The sequence below is a fragment of the Methylobacterium sp. Leaf89 genome, assembly GCF_001422215.1.
Classification (GTDB): domain Bacteria; phylum Pseudomonadota; class Alphaproteobacteria; order Rhizobiales; family Beijerinckiaceae; genus Methylobacterium.
Map to the genome: position 1 here is coordinate 207937 of NZ_LMML01000029.1, position 18339 is coordinate 226275.

Below are 18339 nucleotides of genomic sequence, written 5' to 3' on the forward strand. Positions count from 1 at the left end.
CGATTATGGTTCCCGTCGCGAGCGCCGTCCGGGCGCCCCGTTCCCGAGCGCTTCAGCGCAGCCTGCGCTCTGCCCTCGCCGCCGCCGCGCTGGCGACCGCCCTCGCCGTGACCGGCGCCCCGGCCCCGGCCTTCGCCAAGGGCCCCGAATCCCTCGCCGACCTCGCCGATCAGGTCACCGACGCGGTCGTGAACATCTCGGCCTCGACCACGGTCGACGCCCGGCCCAACGCCCGCTCCGGCCCGCAGCTCCCACAGGGCACGCCCTTCGAGGACCTGTTCGAGGAGTTCTTCAACAAGCGCGGCCAGCGCGGCGGCGGCGACCGCAGCGAGGCCGACCGCCCGAAGCCGCAGCAGCGCAAGTCGAACTCGCTGGGCTCGGGCTTCATCATCGATGCGTCCGGCATCGTGGTGACGAACAACCACGTCATCGGCGACGCCAACGACATCCAGGTCATCCTGCACAACGGCACCAAGCTGAAGGCGGAGATCATCGGCAAGGATGCCAAGATCGACCTCGCGGTGCTGCGGGTGAAGCCGGAGGCCAACAAGCCCCTCAAGGCCGTGCCCTTCGGCGACTCCGAGAAAATGCGTCCGGGCGACTGGGTCATCGCCATCGGCAACCCCTTCGGCCTCGGCGGCTCGGTCTCGGCCGGCATCGTCTCGGCCCGGGGCCGCAACATCGAGTCCGGCCCCTACGACAACTACATCCAGACGGATGCTGCCATCAACAAGGGCAATTCCGGCGGTCCGCTGTTCAACATGAACGGCGAGGTCATCGGCATCAACACGGCGATCCTGTCGCCCACCGGCGGCTCGGTCGGTATCGGCTTCGCGGTGCCCTCGAACAACGCGTCCCAGGTGATCGACCAGCTGCGCGAGTTCGGCGAGGTCCGCCGCGGCTGGCTCGGCGTGCGCATCCAGAACGTGGACGAGACCACGGCGGAAGCCCTCGACATGAAGGACGGGGTCAAGGGCGCCCTGGTCGCCGGCGTGGACGAGAAGGGCCCGGCCAAGGCCGCGGGCCTCGAGATCGGCGACGTCATCGTCAGGTTCAACGGCACGGCGGTGAAGTCGTCCAGCGACCTGCCCCGGATCGTCGCCTCGACCCCGGTCGGCAAGGTCGTGGACGTGCTCGTGATCCGCAAGGGCGCCGAGACCACGAAGTCGGTCACCCTCGGCCGTCTCGAGGACACCGAGAAGCCGACCCTCGCCAGCGTCAAGCAGCCGGAGGCTGAGAGCGCCGTGCGCCAGGTGCTCGGCCTCAACCTGTCGGGCATCACCGACGAGGCCCGCAAGCGCTACAGCCTCAAGGACAGCCTCAAGGGCGTCCTCGTCACCCGCGTCGATCCGAACTCCACGGCGGCCGACAAGCAGATCAAGCCGGGCGAGGTCATCGTCGAGGTCGGGCAGGAGGCGGTGAACGCACCCGCCGACGTCAGCAAGCGCATCGACCAACTCAAGAAGGATGGCCGCAGGTCCGTCCTGCTCCTGGTCGCCAGCGCGAGCGGCGACGTCCGCTTCGTGGCGCTGGGGATCGACTGATTCCCAGACGCCATTCGGACACATCCAGCCGCCGCCCGAGAGGGCGGCGGTTTTGTTTTGGTAGGTGGGGCTACTCTGATTCGCAGCCGGCCGATTCACCGGCCGAAGCATGTCCCATCGCTCCCCGTCATCCCGGGGCCGAGCAGCGGAGCCCGGGATCCAGAAACACAGGTGGCGCAAGGTCTCGCAAGGTCGGCGGTTCTGGATTGCACGCCGTTGGCGCGCCCCTTCGGGTCCGGGCTCGCCTGCGGCGCCCCGGAATGACGGCGCGGTGTCGGCTGTGGTCAGGCCGGAAACCCGCGCGCAGCACCATGTCATTCCGGGGCCGCCCAAGGTGCCCCGGCATGGCGGCGCCGCTCAGCCCACGAATTCGGCCGACGAATACCCCTGCAGGTAGAGCAACGCCGTGAGGTCGCCGTGGTCGATGCGCACCTGCGCGGCGGCCGCCACCTTGGGCTTGGCCCGGAAGGCGACGCCGAGGCCGGCCTCGGCGAGCATGTCGAGGTCGTTGGCTCCGTCGCCCACCGCCAGGGTCTCCGCGGCGTCGAGGCCGAAGCGGCTGCGCAGGGCGACCAGGGTCGCGCGCTTCGTCTCCTTGTCGACGATCGGCTCGATCACCTCCCCGGTGAGCCGGCCGTCCTGGATGCCCAGCGTGGTGGCATGGGCCTCGTCGAAGCCGATCCGGGCCGAGACCGGCCCGGTGAACAGGGTGAAGCCCCCGGAGATCAGGCAGGTGTGGGTGCCATGGGCCTTCATGGTCCGCACCAGGGTGCGTCCGCCCGGCGTCAGGGTGATGCGCGCTTCGATCAGCGCGTCGATCGTGTCCACGGGCACGTCCCGCAGCAGGGCGACGCGCTCGCGCAGGGCCGGGCCGAAGGCAATCTCGCCCCGCATCGCCCGCTCGGTGATGGCGGCGACCCGGTCCTTCAGGCCGATCGTGTCGGCCAGCTCGTCGATGCATTCCTGCTCGATCATGGTCGAGTCCATGTCGGCCAGGAACAGGCGCTTGCGCCGATGCGGACCGGCCTCGATCACCGCCACGTCGATCGGCTCGGAGGCCAGGGCCGCGCGCAGGCGCCGGGCCAGCGCCGGCGCATCGGCGGACGCGCCGGGGACCAGCACCTCGGCGGCGACCTCGCCATGCAGGATGCGGGGCTGGTGTTCGGTGCGCAGTACCGCCCGGGTCTCGGCCAGCACCGCATCGGTGATGGCGGGGCGGCTCTCGTTTGCTATCAGGATCGCGACGAGGGTCATCCGGGAGTTTTCCACGCCAGTGTCGCCGGTCACGCAACGCACGCACGCGCAGGTTTTGCCGGCGGCGATCCTCATCGCAGGGCCGACCGCCTCGGGCAAGTCGGGCCTGGCGCTGGCGCTCGCCCGCGATTTCGACGGAGTGGTGATCAACACCGACTCGATGCAGGTCTATGCCGACCTGCGCCGGCTCTCCGCCCGGCCGAGCGCGTCCGAGGAGGCCGAGGCGCCCCACCGCCTCTACGGCCACGTGGACGGCGCGGTGAACTACTCGGCCGGGCACTTCGCCCGCGAGGCGGCGCCGCTGATCGGCACGCTGCGCGCGGAGAAGCGCCTGCCGATCTTCGTCGGCGGCACCGGCCTGTATTTCCGCGCTCTGGAGGAGGGGCTCTCGGAGCTGCCGCCGGTGCCGGACGACGTCCGGTCGGCCCTGCGGGCGCGGGCCGAGGGCCGGGCGACGGAAGCGCTTCACGCCGATCTGGCCGAGCGCGACCCGGCCGGGGCGGCGGCCCTGCGCCCCAGCGACCGGGCGCGGGTGATGCGCGCCCTCGAGGTGTTCGCGGCGACCGGCCGGCCCATCGCGGAATTCCACGGGGCCCGCACCCCCGGGCCGCTGTCCGGCCTGCCGCTCGTGAAGCTGTTCCTGGCCCCCGAGCGCGAGGCCCTGCGCCGGGCCATCGACGCGCGCTTCGAGGCGATGATCGGGCACGGGGCGCTGGGCGAGGTCGAGGCCCTGCGCGACCGGCGCCTCGACCCGCTGCTGCCGATCATGCGCGCCCACGGGGTGCCGGGCCTGATCGCCCATCTTGACGGGACGCTGTCGCGGGCGGAGGCGCTCCGGCGCGGGCAGGGCGACACGCGGCGCTACGCCAAGCGCCAGTTCACCTGGTTCCGGCACCAGATGGGGCCGGACTGGCTCTGGACGCCGCCCGAGGAGGCCCTCGGGCTGGCCCAGGCGGCGCTCACTTCTCCAGGCGGGCGATGAGGGACGAGGTGTCCCAGCGGTTGCCGCCCATGCCCTGCACGTCGGCGTAGAACTGGTCGACCAGGGCGGTGACCGGCAGCTGCGCCCCGTTGCGCCGGGCCTCGGCCAGGAGGATGCCGAGGTCCTTGCGCATCCAGTCCACGGCGAAGCCGAAGTCGAACTTGCCCGCGTTCATGGTCTTGCCGCGGTTCTCCATCTGCCAGGAGCCGGCGGCGCCCTTGGAGATCACCTCCAGCACGGCCTCGACGTCGAGGTTCGCGCGCTTGGCGAAGTGCACGGCCTCGGACAGGCCCTGGACCAGCCCCGCGATGGCGATCTGGTTGACCATCTTGGTGAGCTGGCCGGAGCCGGCCGGGCCCATCAGGCGGCTGGCGCGGGCAAAGCACAGGATCGCGGGCTCGACCGCCGCATAGGTCTCGGCCTCGCCGCCGCACATCACGGTGAGGGCCGCGTTCTCGGCGCCGGCCTGCCCGCCCGAGACGGGGGCGTCGATGAAGCCGAGGCCGGCGGCCCCGGCGGCGTCGGCGAGCTCGCGGGCGACCTCGGCCGAGGCGGTGGTGTGGTCGACGAAGACCGCGCCCTTCTCCATGCCGGCGAAGGCGCCGTTCGCGCCGAGGGTGACGCTGCGCAGGTCGTCGTCGTTGCCCACGCAGGCGAAGACGATGGCCTGGCCCTTGGCGGCCACGCGCGGGGTGGCCGCGAAGGCGCCGCCATGGGCGGCGACCCAGGCCTCGGCCTTGGCGGCGGTGCGGTTGTAGACGGTGACCTCGTGGCCCTTGGCGGCGAGGTGGCGGGCCATCGGGCCGCCCATCACGCCGAGGCCCAGAAACGCGACCTTCGCCATCATCATCTCCGCTCGTATCCTGAATACGAGCGGGGTCTAGGAGCGATGCTCCCGAGCGTCAAACCATCGCGAAGACTTATCCGCCGGTGACGCTCATGTGGCGCGGCACGGCGGCCGGGCGGGCCCGCTCGATGACGAAGTCGTGGCCCTTGGGCTTGCGCGCGATGGCGTCGATCACCGCCTGGGTCACCAGGGCATCGTCGGGCGAGGCGCGCAGAACCGCGCGGAGATCGGCCGCATCCTCCTGGCCGAGGCACATGTAGAGCTTGCCCGTGCAGGTCAGGCGCACCCGGTTGCAGCTCTCGCAGAAATTGTGGGTCAGCGGCGTGATGAAGCCCAGGCGCCCACCGGTCTCGGCGATGCGGACATAGCGGGCCGGGCCGCCGGTGCGGTCGGGCAGGGGCGTCATCGTGTAGCGCTGCTCGAGCCGGGCGCGGGCCACCGAGAGGGGCAGGAACTGGTCGGTGCGGTCGCCCTCGATCTCGCCGAGCGGCATGACCTCGATGAGAGTCATGTCCATGCCGTCGCCGTGGGCCCAGGCGATCATGTCGGCGATCTCGTCCTCGTTGACGCCCTTCAGCGCCACCGCGTTGATCTTGACCTTGATGCCCGCCTTGCGCGCCGTCTCGATCCCGTCGAGCACCACCTTCAGGTCGCCCCGGCGGGTCACGGTGCGGAACTTGTCCGGGTCGAGGGTGTCGAGGGAGACGTTGACGCGGCGCACGCCGAGTTCGGCGAGTTCGGGCGCGAAGCGGCCGAGTTGCGTGCCGTTGGTGGTCATCGTCAGCTCTTCGAGCGCGCCCGTATCGAGGTGGCGGGACAGGCGCCGGAACAGGTGCATGATGTCGCGGCGGACCAGCGGCTCGCCGCCGGTGATGCGCAGCTTGCGCACGCCGCGCTGGATGAACACGGCGCAGAGCCGGTCCAGTTCTTCCAGGGAGAGCAGGTCGCGCTTGGGCAGGAACTGCATGTCGTCGGACATGCAGTAGACGCAGCGCAGGTCGCAGCGATCGGTGACCGAGATGCGCAGGTAGGTAATCGCCCGCTGGAACGGGTCGATCAGCGGCGCGGGCGCGATCGGGGCAGCGTCGTCGGTGGCGCGGGGACCCCACATGCGGGATTCTGTGCTCTGTTGGGGTGAGGAAACGTTGGCGCGGTCGCGTGACGAACCTAACATGGCACGTCATATGAGGTCTCGCACCCTCGCGGGCAAGTTTGCGTCGGTCGCAGGGGCCATGCAACCCGTGCGGCCGACGCGGCCGGAAGGAAGCCATCATGACTCAACAGGCTGTCGATCCGCACGCGGCCCCGGCCGCATCCGAGCGCTGGCCCACCGAGATCCGCCTCTCGGGTGACAAGCGCACCCTCAACGTCGCCTTCGAGGATGGCGGCCGCTTTGCCCTGCCGGCGGAGTATCTCCGGGTCTCGAGCCCCTCGGCCGAGGTCCAGGGGCACTCGCCCTCCGAGCGCAAGGTGATCGGGGCGAAGCGCGACGTGGCGATCCTCAAGGTCGAGCCGATCGGCAACTACGCCGTCAAGCTGACCTTCGACGACATGCACGACACCGGTCTGTTCGGGTGGGGCTACCTCTACGATCTCGGGCGCGAGTACCGGAACCGCTGGGCGACCTACCTGTCCGAGCTGGAGGATCGGGGCCTGAGTCGCGATCCCGTTCGCCGGGCCGCGAAGCCGACCCCCACCCCGAGCGAGGGCGGCGGAAGCTGCGGCAGCGGCTGCGGCTGCCACTGAACGGATCGACCGCCGCCCGGAAGGCCGCTGCAGGACCCCATCGATATGACGCCCTCGACCAGCCCGGCGACGAGCCGGCGCGTCCTCGCGCTCGCGCTGCCAATGACGCTCGCCAACGTGACGACGCCGCTTCTCGGCTTCGTCGGCGCCACCGTGATCGGCCGGCTCGGCGATGCCGCGCTCCTCGGCGCCATGGCCCTGGGCGCGGTGATCTTCGATGCGATCTTCTGGTCGTTCGGTTCGCTGCGCATGGCCACCGCCGGTTTGACCGCGCAGGCGGTGGGGGCAAACGACCGCGCCGAGGTCGACCGGACGCTGGCCCGCGCCCTCGCGGCGGCCGTCGTGGTCGGGCTGGTGATCGTGGGGCTGCAGGGGCCGATCGGCCGGACGGCCTTTTCCTTGAGCGGCGCGAGCCCCGCGGTGATCGCCGCGCTGGCGGCCTATTTCCACATCCGCATCTTCGCGGCCCCCTTCACCCTGGCGAACTACGCCATCCTCGGCTCGGTGCTGGGGCGCGGGCGCACCGATCTCGGGCTGATCCTGCAGGTCGCCATCAACCTCACCAACATCGTCCTCACCCTGGCCCTGGTCCTCGGCGCGGACATGAGCGTCGCCGGGGCCGGGCTCGCCACCCTGATCGCGGAGGCGGCCGGCGCCGGCCTCGGCCTGCTCCTGCTGGCGCGGCTCGGCTCGCGCCCCTTCGCGGTGCCGTTCCGGGTGGTGCGCGATCCCCTGGCGCTCGCCCGGATGCTCAGCGTCAACGCCGACGTGATGATCCGGACCCTGCTGCTGGTGGGCTGCATCACCCTGTTCTCGGCGCTCGGCGCCCGCTCGGGCGACGTGGTGCTGGCGGCCAACGCCGTCCTGTGGAATCTCTTCATGATCGGCGGCTTCTTCCTCGACGGCTTCGCCACCGCCGCCGAGACCCTGTGCGGCCAGGCGGTGGGCGCCCGGGACGAGGCCCGCTTCCGCCGCGCCGCCACCTTGAGCCTGCTCTGGTGCCTCGCCTTCGGCGGCGCCATCGCGGGCGGGTTCCTCCTCGCCGGCAACGCCTTCATCGACGCGGTGACCACGAGCCCGGAGGTGCGGGCCATGGCCCGGCTCTACCTGCTGCCGGCGGCCCTGGCGCCCTTCCTGGCGGCGCTGCCCTTCGCCTTCGACGGCATCTACATCGGCGCCACCTGGACCCGGGCGATGCGCAACCTCATGCTCGTGGCGAGCGCGGCCTACGGCCTCGCCCTCCTCGCCGCCCACGCGGCCGGCCTCGGCAATGGCGGCCTCTGGCTCTCGTTCCTGATCCTGCTGGCCGGGCGCGGAATCAGCCAGGCGCTGGCCTATCCGGGCCTGACGCGGCGGACCTTCTCTCCGGCGGGCGCGATCCCTCGGGAGAAGCACGCGGTTGACTTCACGCCTGCGTGACGCGGGTCCGGCACAGCGGCGTGCCGGCATTGGCAGCGTCAGTCACGAGCAAGATCAGCGACCGCGACTGCATCAGGGTTTACTTGGACGCTCAGGTAGAGCTTTAGTTTGGAATTGTTCTTATTAAGGAACGTGACGAAAAAGCCTCTTTGCTTGGTTTATCGTCTGGTCTACGCGCTAGACACGATGCGCAAGAATCTCCGCTCCTCCCTCGCCCTGGTCGTTCTCGTCGCCGGCGCCGTCTCCCTCGGGAGCGGGGCCCAGGCGAAGGAGACGCCCATCGGCCCGCACGTGACCCAGAACGGGATCGAGGTGGGGGCCGTCTACCTGCAGCCGATCGAGATGGATCCGCCGGACATGATGCGCGCCGCAGCCGCGTCCGACATCCATCTGGAGGCCGACATCCACGCGGCGAAGGACAACCGCAACGGCTTCGCCGAGGGCGACTGGGTGCCGTCCCTGACGGTCAGCTTCGAGATCACCAAGCTGGAGGGCGAGGCCGCCACCGGGCCGAAGGTGACCGGTTCGCTGATGCCGATGGTCGCCAATGACGGCCCGCATTACGGCGACAACGTCAAGCTCTCCGGCCCCGGTCGCTACCGCCTCAAGCTCACCGTCGCGCCGCCCGGCCCGCACAGCCATTTCGGTCGCCACGTCGACAAGGAGACCGGCGTTGCCGAGTGGTTCAAGCCCTTCGACCTGATCCAGGACTTCACCTTCGCGGGTATCGGCAAGAAGGGAGCCTACTGAGCCCCATGGCCGTTCTCTCCCGAACCCTGACCGCCGCCCTCGCGGCCGGTCTACTGGCCGCCGCCGGTCCGGCGCGTGCCGAGGATCTGCCGGTCATCAAGGTTGAGATGAAGGACGGGACCATCACCCCGGACGTCATCGAGGTCCCGGCCAACACCCGCTTCAAGCTCGAGATCACCAACACGGGCACCAGCCCGGTGGAGTTCGAGAGCGTGGAATTGAAGCGCGAGAAGGCGCTGGCCGCGGGCGCGACCTCCTCCATCGTGTTCCGCACCGTCGACCCCGGCCGCTACGACGTCTTCGACGACTTCCATCCCAACTCGAAGGCCACCCTGGTGGCGAAGTGATGCGGCTCCGATAACCCTGGCGAACCCAACCGGAATGGCAGCCTCGACGTCCCTCAAGCCGCACGACGCCGGCTCCCCGCGCGGCGCCCGGACGCCGCGCGACGTCCGGGATGCCTGGATCGACGCGAAGCTCGCGGAACTCGGGCAGTGGATGCAGCGCTACGGCGGCACGATCCGCGCCATCCAGTGGGGCGTGGTCGGCGTCTACCTCGTGCTGGTCGCGGTGCCGGCCTTCCTGCCGCTGCCCGACCGCAGCGCGCACCTGTGGAACAACCTGACCGTCTTCGCCCAGTTCGCCTTCTGGGGCATCTGGTGGCCCTTCGTGCTGGTGAGCATGGTGGTGGTCGGCCGGGCCTGGTGCGGCATCCTCTGCCCCGAGGGGGCGCTGACCGAGTTCGCCAGCCGCTGGAGCCTGGGCCGCGCCGTGCCGCGCTGGATCACCTGGGGCGGCTGGCCGTTCATCGCCTTCGCCGGGACCACGGTCTACGGCCAGATGGTCAGCGTCTACGGCTACCCCAAACCCGTGCTGGCGGTGCTCGGCGGCTCCACCGTGGCGGCGATCGTCGTCGGGCTGCTCTACGGCCGCAACAAGCGGGTCTGGTGCCGCTACCTCTGCCCCGTCAACGGCGTCTTCGCGGTGCTGGCCAAGCTCGCGCCGGTGAGCTTTCAGGTCGATCACGCGGGCTGGGCGGCCTCGCCGAAGCCGCGCGGGGACACCTTCAACTGCGCGCCGCTGGTGCCGGTGAAGACGATGACCGGCGCGGGCGCCTGCCACATGTGCGGGCGCTGCTCCGGCTATCGCGGGGCCGTGCGCCTCGCCCGGCGCTCGCCCACCCACGAGATCGTCCACGTCGCCGGCACCGAGCCGAGCCTCGACCAGACCGTGCTGATCCTGTTCGGCATGATGGGCCTGGCCGTCGGCGCTTTCCAGTGGTCGTCGAGTCCCTGGTTCATCGACGTCAAGCAGGCGCTGGCCACCTGGCTGATCGAGCGCGGCACGACCTGGCCCCTCGAGACCACGCTGCCCTGGTACATCCTGACGAACTATCCCGAGCACAACGACGTGCTCAGCCTCCTCGATGGCGGGCTCCTGCTGGGCTACATCGCCGCCGCCGCGATCGTCCTCGGCGTCTCCCTCTCGGGCCTCGTGGCCCTGGCCACCCTTTCCCTCGGCTGGTCGCGGGCCCGCTTCCACCACCTCACCCAGGCGCTGATCCCGGTGGCGGGCTGCGGCGTGTTCCTCGGCCTCTCGGCGCTGACCGTCACCTTCCTGCGCGGCGACGGCATCCTCATTCCCTACGTCTCGGAGATGCGCGCCGCGCTGCTGCTGGGCACCAGCCTGTGGAGCGTCTGGCTCGCCTGGTCGGTGGCCGGCCTCTCGGCGCGGGGCCTGCGCCGCTTCGGGGCGACCCTCGGCATCGCCGCCGCCTGCGCCCTCTCGGTCTCCGGCTGGGTGCTGCTGTTCTGGATCTGGTAGGGCGGCCGTCTCGGCCGCGACCGTGAACTCGTAAAGGAATTCTCCGCATGATCGGAGCCTTCGTCATCGCCTTCCGCGAAGTCATCGAGGCGGGCCTCATCATCGGCATCGTACTCGCCGCCACCCGCGGCATCGCCGGGCGGGGCCGCTGGATCGCCCTCGGCGTCCTCGGCGGCCTCGCGGGCGCGGCCCTGGTGGCGCTCTTCGCCGAACGCATCTCCGACGCCTTCGAGGGCGCGGGGCAGGAGATCCTCAACGCCGGCGTCCTCATCGTCGCGGTGCTGATGCTGATCTGGCACAACACCTGGATGGCCAAGCACGGGCGCGAGCTCGCGGGCGAGTTGCGGGCCGCCGGCGAGGCGGTGCGCACCGGCCAGAGCACGGCCGCCGGCCTCGCCCTGGTGGTCGGCGCCGCGATCCTGCGCGAGGGTGCGGAGCTCGTGCTGTTCCTCTACGGCCTCGTGGCGTCCGGCACCTCCGGGCCGGACATCCAGTTCGGCGCCCTGGCCGGCGTCGCCGTCGGCGCAGCGACCTCCTCGGTGAGCTATTTCGGCCTCGCCGCGATCCCGACCCGCTACGTCTTCTCGGTGACGAGCGGCCTCATCGTCCTGCTGGCGGCGGGCCTCGCGGCGCAGGCGGCGCAGTTCCTCACCAATGCGGGCCTGATCACCGTGCTCGACCGGCCCCTGTGGAACACCTCCGCCGTCCTGCGGGAGGACAGCCTCGTCGGACGCGTGCTCCACGCCCTCGTGGGCTACACAGACCGCCCGAGCGGCATGCAGGTCCTGGTCTATCTCGGCACCATCCTGGTCATGGTCGCGCTGATGCAGGTGTCGTCCACCGGCAAGCGCCGCCAGCTCCGCACCGCCTGAGCGTCCATGCACGTCACCCACCCCGCCGATGCACCGGCCGCCCCGCCCATCCCCTTCGACGCCTTCCTGGCGGTGGATATCCGCGTCGGGACCGTCGTCTCGGCCGAGCCCTTCCCGGAGGCGCGCAAGCCGGCCCTGAAGCTCGTCATCGATTTCGGGCCGGCGATCGGCACCAAGCGGTCGAGCGCGCAGATCACCGAGCATTACCGGGCCGAGGACCTGCCCGGCCGGCAGGTCGCCGCCGTGGTGAACTTCCCCCCGCGCCAGATCGGCAAGTTCCTGTCGGAGGTGCTGACTCTCGGATTCGCCGATCCGAACGGGGCCGTGGTGCTGGTCCGCCCCGACCAGACCGTGCCGAACGGCAGCCGCCTGTTCTGAGGGGCGGGTTGCCGGACGGTCGGTTTTTCGCCATCCCTGCCGCATGAGCGACCTCGGACACGACGAATCCGGCATCGAGTGGGACGATGGGTTCGCCGATCAGCTGATCGGCGCGACGCTCTTCGTCGGCATAACCTATCTCGACCACGACGGAACCCTGATCCGCCGCGAGCAGGTCTTCGGCCGCGTCGAGACGGTGGATGCCGAGGCCGGGATCACGATCCGGCCCTTCGACGGCGCAGCGGCCTTCACGATGGTGCCGATCCTCGAAGCCATCGAGCCGGCCGATCCCGGTTCGTATCAGCTCTCCCCCGATGACCCGGTGGTCGAGAACCCCGACTATACGGTGGTGTTCAGCCTGACCGCCCCGCTCCGCCACTGAGGGCGTCACCGCCCTACCGGCGCAGGGTGGCACCTTCGGTCCACGCGGCCAGCCGGGCGGCGAGCGCCGCGCCGTCGCCGGACAGGGCGACGATCTTGAGGCGGGCGGTTTCGCCGGAGACGATCCGCATATCGGACCGGCGGAGCTTCAGGGCCTTGGCCAGATAAGCGAGCAGCGCCGCGTTGGCGGCGCCCGCGACGGGCGGCGCGGCCACGCGCACCTGCAGGGCGACGCGCCCCTCCGCATCCGCCACCAGACCGTCCAGCCCGTCGCGGCCCGCCCGCGGTGTCAGGCGCAGGGCGAGGCGCAGGCCGTCCGGGGTCACTTGGTAGGGCTCGCTCATCCGTATCCGACCCTCCAAGGCCCGGCCCGAAATCCGTGTCGCCGGACAGGGGCGGGCCGCGTTCGCCGCGTGCGTTGCAACAAAATCGCTGGAATGCCACGTCAATCCGGCGGTATCGGGGTGTCTCGCCTGACGTGTTGCACTAAGCTTCAGCGAAAATCACGGGAACGCCAGATGTCCGACCTCCGCTTGCGCCGCAGCGTGCTGTATATGCCCGGTTCGAACCAGAGAGCGCTCGACAAGGCCAAGACCCTGTCGGCGGATTCGCTGATCCTCGACCTGGAGGATGCGGTGGCGCCCGACGCCAAGGACGTCGCGCGCGAGCAGGTCTGCGCTGCGGTGAAGGGCGGCGGCTACGGCGAGCGCGAGATCATCATCCGCGTCAACGCCCCCCAGACCCCCTGGGGCGAGGCCGACCTCAAGGCGGCGATCCAGGCCCGCCCCGACGCGATCCTGATGCCGAAGGTGTCCTCCCCGGCCGTGCTGGAGAGCATCGCCAACCACCTCGAAGCCCTCGACGCCCCCGAGAGCATCGCCGTCTGGGCGATGATCGAGACCCCGGCGGCGATCCTCAACATCCAGGAGATCGCCAAGGCGCAGCGCGACCGGCGCACCCGCCTGACCTGCTTCGTGCTGGGCACCAACGATCTCGCCAAGGACACCTGGGCCCAGCTCGTGCCCGGCCGCGTGCCGATGCTGCCCTGGATGATGTTCACCCTGGCGGCCGCCCGCGCCGAGGGCCTGACCATCCTCGACGGCGTCTGGAACGACATCGAGGACGTGGCAGGCTGCCGGGCCGAGTGCCAGCAGGCCCGCGACCTCGGCTTCGACGGCAAGACCCTGATCCACCCCAACCAGCTCGAGCCGGCCAACACCTGCTTTGCCCCCTCCGACGAGGAGGTCCGCCGCGCCCGCCTCGTCATCGAGGCCTTCGACCGCGCGGAGAACGCCAAGCGCGGCGCGATCAAGATCGAGGGCCGCATGTACGAGCGCCAGCACATCGGCATGGCCCGCCGGGCTGTGAACTGGCGCGAAGCGATCGCCGCCAAGGGGTATTGAAGCCGCGTCCGGCGCCGGCGGGAACACCCTTCGGCGCCGGTGCTTGTCCCGGCTGATGCCTGGCACCGCTTCGTGCCCGGTCCCATCCAGGACACAGCCGACCGCATGAGCCCGATCCTCGCGCCCTTCACCCTGGGCGACCTCACCCTGAAGAACCGCGTCGTGATGGCGCCGCTCACCCGCAGCCGCTCCTCCACCGAGGGCGTCCCGCCGGACTTCGCGGTGGATTACTACGCCCAGCGCGCCAATGCCGGCCTCATCATCAGCGAGGCCACCAACATCTCGCCCCAGGCGGTGGGCTACGCCTACACGCCGGGGATCTGGAGCGACGCGCAGGTCGAGGCCTGGAAGCCCGTCACCGCCGGCGTGCACGCCAATGGGGGCCTGATCTTCCTCCAGCTCTGGCACACGGGCCGGATCTCGCATCCCGACGTGCAGCCGGACGGACAACTGCCGGTGGCCCCCTCGGCGCTCAAGCCCGAGGGCACGGCCTTCACGGAATCCGGCATGCAGCCGCACGTGACGCCGCGGGCGCTGGAGACGGACGAGATCCCGGGTATCGTCGAGGATTACCGCCGGGCCGCCGAGAACGCCAAGCGCGCCGGCTTCGACGGCGTCGAGATCCACTCGGCCAACAACTACCTGCTCGAGCAGTTCGTGCGCGATTCCACCAACCACCGCACCGACCAGTACGGCGGCTCGATCGAGAACCGCCTGCGCTTCCCGCTGGCCGTGGTGAAGGCCGTGACCGAGGTCTGGGGCGGGGGCCACCGGGTCGGCATCCGCCTGTCGCCCGCCACCACCGAGCCCGGCAAGACCCCCCTCGACAGCGACCCCAAGGCGACCTTCGGCGCCTACGTGGAAGCCCTGAACGCCTTCGGCCTGCTCTACGTCCACACCATCGAGGGCGTGACGCAGCAGACCCGCGACGTGCCGGACTCGGTCGATTTCGGCCAGATCCGCGAGCGCTTCCAGGGCGCCTATATCGGCAACAATCAGTACACCCTGGAGCTGGCCGAGAAGGACCTCGCGGAGGGCCGCGCCGACCTCTTCAGCTTCGGCCGCCCCTACATCGCCAACCCGGATCTGGTGCAACGCCTTAAAACCGGTGCCCCCCTGGCCGAGGCCCCGAAGTCCTACTGGTACGGCGGCGGCGCCAACGGCTACTCGGACTGGCCGGGCATGAACGGCCCGGTGGCGATCAAGCGCTGAGCGGAAGGCTTGGCGCGTTGGGTGTCGTGCGCCACCCTCCCCCCGCTGCGGGGGAGGGTGCCTGCGGAGCAGGCGGGAGAGGGGGCGACCCCTCCGGACAACGGGTGCCCCTCACCCGACCCGCTTCGCGGGCACCCTCTCCCGCAGAGGGGAGAGGGATCGCGCGGCAAGCACCCGCGATAGTCGGTCAGGTAGGCGCCGTCCGCGTGCAAAGAGGCTCGTTGCCCCGACATCACCCGTGCAACTGCGCCAGCACCGCATCCCCCGCCGGGCTGGCAACGTAGCGCGTGCGCTGGGTCCGCGCGTTCCGGTCGGTCAGGGCGAGGAGTCCCGCCTCGCTCGCCAGGGTCTCGACGGCGCGCAGCACCAGGGCGTGCTCCAGGTCGAAGACGCGGGCGAAGCTGCGGCTATCGCGGGCGAGGTCGAGGTGGAGGGCGGCGAGAATGCCGGCCTCCAGGGTCGAGAGTCCGGGCTGGAGGGCGACCACCGCGTCGGTGGCCGCCAGGAAGGTCTCCGCGTCGGCCGGCGGTTCGCTCATGCGGCGGCCGGCGCGCGCAGGCGCACCAGCACCGACTTCGAGGTCGGCGTGTCGCTGCCCTCGCCGAAGGTGGAGAGCGGCACGAGGACGTTGAGCTCCGGGTAGTAGCCGGCGAGCGATCCGCGCGGCATGTCGAAGGGTACGAGGCGGAAATCCTCGGCCACCCGGGTCACGCCGTCGTCATGGGTGCCGACGATGTCGACCCGGTCGCCCGTTCGGGCCCGGATCTCGGCCAGGTCGTCCGGGTGTGCGAAGACCACGCGGCGCTCGCCGTAGACGCCGCGGTAGCGGTCGTCGAGGCCGTAGATCGTGGTGTTGTACTGGTCGTGGCTGCGGAAGGTCTGAAGCACGAAGGTGTCGCTCGCGCGCTTCGCCCGCTGGTGCTCCGTCGCCTCGGGCAGGGGATCGGCGGAGAAGTTGGCCCGGCCGGTGGGCGTCTCGAAGCTGCGCTCGGCGGCGAGGTTCTTCAGCATGAAGCCGCGCGGGCGCCGGACGCGCAGGTTGTAGCCGGTGAAGCCCGGGATCGTACGCTCGATCAGGTCGCGGATGCGGTCGTAATCGTCGGCGAGGGCCGCCCAGTCGACCCGCGCGGAACCGACCGTCGCCGCCGCCATGCCGGCGATGATGCCGATCTCGGAGCGCAGCTCGGCCGAGGCCGGCTTGTTGATGCCACCCGAGCCGTGGACCATGCTCATGGAATCCTCGACCGTGACGATCTGGGTCTTGCCCTTCGCGTTCCGGTCGATCTCGGTGCGGCCGAGGCAGGGCAGCAGGTAGGCGACGCGGCCCGGCACGAGGTGCGAGTGGTTGAGCTTCGTCGCGATGTGGACGGTGAGTTCGCAGGAGGCCAGGGCCTTGGCCACAAGGGTGGTGTCCGGCGTGGCGCGGGCGAAGTTGCCCCCGAGGCCGATGAAGGCCTTCGACGAGCCGTCGAGCATGGCTCGGATGGCGGCGAGCACGTTGTGGCCGTGCGCGCGCGGGGCGGTGAAGCCGAATTCCCGCTCCAGGGCGTCGAGGAGGGCGGCCGGCGGCTTTTCGTTGATGCCGACGGTGCGGTCGCCCTGCACGTTGGAATGGCCGCGCACCGGGCACAGGCCGGTACCGGGGCGACCGACATGGCCGCGCAGCAGCATCACGTTGGCGAGTTCCCGGACGGTGGCCACCGAGTGGCGGTGCTGGGTCACGCCCATGGCCCAGGTGCAGATCACCTTGTCGGCGGCGAGATAGACCCCGGCCGCGACCTCGAGGTCGGCCCGGGCCAGGCCGGACTGGTCCTCGATGGATTCCCAGGGGGTGGCGTCCACGGCGGCCCGGTAGGCCTCGTAGTCCGCGGTGTGGTTGCGCAGGAAGGTCCGGTCGAGCAGCGACGGCTGGCCGGCGGCCAGGGCCGCATCGTCGGCCGCGAACACCGCCTTGGCGATGCCCCGGAACGCCGCCATGTCGCCGCCGAGGCGTGGCTGGTAGTAGTGGCTCGCCACCGGCGCGCTGGCGCCGCGCAGCATCTCCACGGTGTTCTGCGGGTCGGCGAAGCGCTCCAGCCCGCGCTCGCGCACGGGATTGAACACCACGACCTTCGCGCCGCGCTGGGCCGCCCGCCGCAGGTCGCCGAGCATGCGCGGATGGTTGGTGCCGGGGTTCTGCCCGACGACGAAGATCGCGTCGGCTTTCTCGAAATCCTCCAGCAGCACGGTGCCCTTGCCGACGCCGATGGCCGCCTGGAGGGCGATGCCGCTGGCCTCGTGGCACATGTTGGAGCAGTCGGGGAAGTTGTTGGTGCCGTAGTGCCGGGCGAAGAGCTGGTAGACGTAGGCGGCTTCGTTCGAGGCGCGGCCCGAGGTGTAGAACTCGGCCTGGTCCGGGTGGTCGAGCCCGCGCAGGGTGGCGCCGATTTCCGCGAAGGCGGCGTCCCAGGTCGTGGCGACGTAGCGGTCGCTGGCCGCGTCGTAGCGCATCGGATGCGTCAGGCGGCCCTCGCCCTCCAGGGCGTAGTCGGTCCAGCCGCGCAGCGCGCTCACGGTGTGCTTGGCGAAGAACTTCGGCGGCGTGCGCTTGTCGGTGGCCTCCCAGGACACCGCCTTCACGCCGTTCTCGCAGAACTCGAACGAGGACCCGTGCGCCGGATCGCCCCAGGCGCAGCCGGGACAGTCGAAGCCGTCGGGCTGGTTGGCTTTCAGCATGGCGCGCGCACCCGACAGGGGCGCCCGGCTTCCCAGCAGGTGCTTGCCGCAACTTTTCAGGGCCCCCCAGCCGCCAGCCGCGGAGGAGCGCTTCGGGGTCGCGACCGGATGATCCATGACGGGGTCCTGAGGGGCAGGGCTCGCATGGCCGACGATCGGCCGCGAAGCGGAGCAGTCTCGCCCCAGCGATATCGCGATGCACAGCGCGCGCTCAATCGCGCGAAAACGCAGGCCAGTCATGCCGTTAGGGGTCCCATGCGTTTTTTGCAGAGCCGATGAAGACCGGGTTAAAACCGTTCCAGGCCGCAATGCGGACAATCGGGACCTTCCTCTCCGGCCCCGGTCCCTGGCGGAGGGCGGGTCGATCGCCTAACCCTCGGGCCGGATCGGCCGCTGGAAAGCGGGGAAGACGGGAGCGGGGGAGATGCGGACGCCGGTGAGGATCTTCGCGGCGGCGGCCGTCGGCCTCGCGGTCGGCCTCGCGGTGATGGCGCATGACCGGCAGATGGGCGCCGAATGGGCCGTGTCGGCCGAGCAGATCGCCGACGCGCAGGCCTACGGCAAGCCCGGCGTGGAGCTTCCGCCGGGCCACATGGTGACTGCGCCCCAGCGCAGCGAGGGCGCGGAGCGCCTTCCCCTGAAATGGATCCTCCTCGGCCTCGCGGCCGGTGGCGCGGTCCTGGCCGGCACGGGCCACCGGCGCGCGCCGGCGCGGAAACCGGATGACCGACCCTGACGCCCGACGCCTGTCGCCTGCCGGGCACACCGGCCCGAAAACCCCGCGCGGCCATTGACGCCGTCACCGCGTGTCGGGCTTCCTGGCGTCGGACGGTTCCTCCCCGGAGGATCAAAAGGGAACGCGGTGAGGAGTTTTGCTCCAACGCCGCGGCTGCCCCCGCAACTGTAAGCGGCGAGTTCCTCATCAGCACGTCACTGGGTGTCTCGACATCTGGGAAGACGATGAGAGGGCGGTGACCCGCGAGCCAGGAGACCTGCCGTCAGTCGTGGTCAC

19 protein-coding genes and 1 riboswitch are annotated in these 18339 nt (G+C 70.8%); of the genes, 13 read left to right on the forward strand and 6 right to left on the reverse strand.

Annotated elements, in window-relative coordinates; translation table 11 throughout:
• Window positions 1–5: 5 nt before the first annotated feature.
• Window positions 6–1544 carry a DegQ family serine endoprotease gene (locus ASF18_RS16385; RefSeq protein WP_056353103.1) on the forward strand — a complete coding sequence of 513 codons (1539 nt, stop codon included), beginning with the start codon at window positions 6–8 and terminating at the stop codon, window positions 1542–1544.
• A 357-nt stretch (window positions 1545–1901) separates the two neighbouring features.
• Here the strand turns inward: ASF18_RS16385 and serB are convergent, their stop codons facing one another.
• Window positions 1902–2798 (reverse strand): phosphoserine phosphatase SerB, encoded by an 897-nt coding sequence (gene serB, locus ASF18_RS16390; protein ID WP_056353105.1) that lies wholly within the window; start codon window positions 2796–2798, stop codon window positions 1902–1904.
• A 19-nt stretch (window positions 2799–2817) separates the two neighbouring features.
• Here serB and miaA point away from each other — a divergent pair, with 19 nt between their 5' ends.
• Window positions 2818–3780 (forward strand): tRNA (adenosine(37)-N6)-dimethylallyltransferase MiaA, encoded by a 963-nt coding sequence (gene miaA / locus ASF18_RS16395; protein ID WP_056353108.1) that lies wholly within the window; start codon window positions 2818–2820, stop codon window positions 3778–3780.
• On the opposite strand, the gene ASF18_RS16400 is transcribed toward miaA, so the two are convergent.
• Entirely contained in the window at window positions 3758–4624 is an 867-nt protein-coding gene (locus ASF18_RS16400; protein ID WP_056354469.1) for an NAD(P)-dependent oxidoreductase, read from the reverse strand. The genes miaA and ASF18_RS16400 overlap by 23 nt on opposite strands.
• Window positions 4625–4700: 76 nt before the next feature.
• On the reverse strand, window positions 4701–5738 hold the full coding sequence (gene moaA, locus ASF18_RS16405; protein WP_056353110.1) for a GTP 3',8-cyclase MoaA: 1038 nt from the start codon (window positions 5736–5738) through the stop codon (window positions 4701–4703).
• 161 nt (window positions 5739–5899) lie between these two features.
• Between moaA and ASF18_RS16410 the strand changes: the two genes are divergently transcribed.
• The 8 genes from ASF18_RS16410 to ASF18_RS16445 all read left to right on the forward strand — a co-directional run bounded on the left by ASF18_RS16410 (window position 5900) and on the right by ASF18_RS16445 (window position 11998).
• Window positions 5900–6373: a DUF971 domain-containing protein gene (locus ASF18_RS16410; protein WP_056211534.1), complete on the forward strand. Its 474-nt coding sequence runs from the start codon at window positions 5900–5902 to the stop codon at window positions 6371–6373.
• Window positions 6374–6418: 45 nt separating this feature from the next.
• Window positions 6419–7792, forward strand: a complete 1374-nt coding sequence (locus tag ASF18_RS16415; protein WP_056353112.1) for an MATE family efflux transporter — start codon at window positions 6419–6421, stop codon at window positions 7790–7792.
• A gap of 186 nt (window positions 7793–7978) precedes the next feature.
• Window positions 7979–8542 (forward strand): iron transporter, encoded by a 564-nt coding sequence (locus ASF18_RS16420; protein ID WP_056211538.1) that lies wholly within the window; start codon window positions 7979–7981, stop codon window positions 8540–8542.
• A gap of 5 nt (window positions 8543–8547) precedes the next feature.
• The gene (locus tag ASF18_RS16425) at window positions 8548–8889 is read left to right on the forward strand and encodes a cupredoxin domain-containing protein (protein ID WP_056211540.1); all 342 of its coding nucleotides are present in this window, start codon (window positions 8548–8550) and stop codon (window positions 8887–8889) included.
• Window positions 8890–8923: 34 nt separating this feature from the next.
• Window positions 8924–10366: a 4Fe-4S binding protein gene (locus ASF18_RS16430; protein ID WP_056353114.1), complete on the forward strand. Its 1443-nt coding sequence runs from the start codon at window positions 8924–8926 to the stop codon at window positions 10364–10366.
• Between the two features lie 47 nt (window positions 10367–10413).
• Entirely contained in the window at window positions 10414–11238 is an 825-nt protein-coding gene (locus tag ASF18_RS16435) for an FTR1 family protein (protein ID WP_056211543.1), read from the forward strand.
• Window positions 11239–11244: 6 nt separating this feature from the next.
• Window positions 11245–11616, forward strand: coding sequence for a tRNA-binding protein (locus ASF18_RS16440; protein ID WP_056353116.1), 372 nt, complete (start codon window positions 11245–11247; stop codon window positions 11614–11616).
• 43 nt (window positions 11617–11659) lie between these two features.
• Window positions 11660–11998: a hypothetical protein gene (locus tag ASF18_RS16445; RefSeq protein WP_056353119.1), complete on the forward strand. Its 339-nt coding sequence runs from the start codon at window positions 11660–11662 to the stop codon at window positions 11996–11998.
• A gap of 13 nt (window positions 11999–12011) precedes the next feature.
• On the opposite strand, the gene ASF18_RS16450 is transcribed toward ASF18_RS16445, so the two are convergent.
• Window positions 12012–12341, reverse strand: coding sequence for a DUF167 family protein (locus tag ASF18_RS16450; RefSeq protein ID WP_056353121.1), 330 nt, complete (start codon window positions 12339–12341; stop codon window positions 12012–12014).
• A gap of 174 nt (window positions 12342–12515) precedes the next feature.
• Between ASF18_RS16450 and ASF18_RS16455 the strand changes: the two genes are divergently transcribed.
• Window positions 12516–13400 (forward strand): CoA ester lyase, encoded by an 885-nt coding sequence (locus ASF18_RS16455; RefSeq protein WP_056211552.1) that lies wholly within the window; start codon window positions 12516–12518, stop codon window positions 13398–13400.
• A 105-nt stretch (window positions 13401–13505) separates the two neighbouring features.
• Window positions 13506–14612: an alkene reductase gene (locus ASF18_RS16460; RefSeq protein ID WP_056353122.1), complete on the forward strand. Its 1107-nt coding sequence runs from the start codon at window positions 13506–13508 to the stop codon at window positions 14610–14612.
• Window positions 14613–14844: 232 nt separating this feature from the next.
• Here the strand turns inward: ASF18_RS16460 and ASF18_RS16465 are convergent, their stop codons facing one another.
• Together ASF18_RS16465 and ASF18_RS16470 are read right to left on the reverse strand one after the other, a co-directional pair.
• Window positions 14845–15150, reverse strand: coding sequence for a hypothetical protein (locus ASF18_RS16465; protein ID WP_056211561.1), 306 nt, complete (start codon window positions 15148–15150; stop codon window positions 14845–14847).
• The gene (locus ASF18_RS16470; RefSeq protein WP_056353124.1) at window positions 15147–17444 is read right to left on the reverse strand and encodes an FdhF/YdeP family oxidoreductase; all 2298 of its coding nucleotides are present in this window, start codon (window positions 17442–17444) and stop codon (window positions 15147–15149) included. Before ASF18_RS16470 ends, ASF18_RS16465 begins: the two co-directional genes overlap by 4 nt.
• Before the next feature lie 307 nt (window positions 17445–17751).
• Here ASF18_RS16470 and ASF18_RS16475 point away from each other — a divergent pair, with 307 nt between their 5' ends.
• Window positions 17752–18063: a hypothetical protein gene (locus ASF18_RS16475; protein ID WP_056273520.1), complete on the forward strand. Its 312-nt coding sequence runs from the start codon at window positions 17752–17754 to the stop codon at window positions 18061–18063.
• A gap of 76 nt (window positions 18064–18139) precedes the next feature.
• Window positions 18140–18339, forward strand: a riboswitch (cobalamin riboswitch).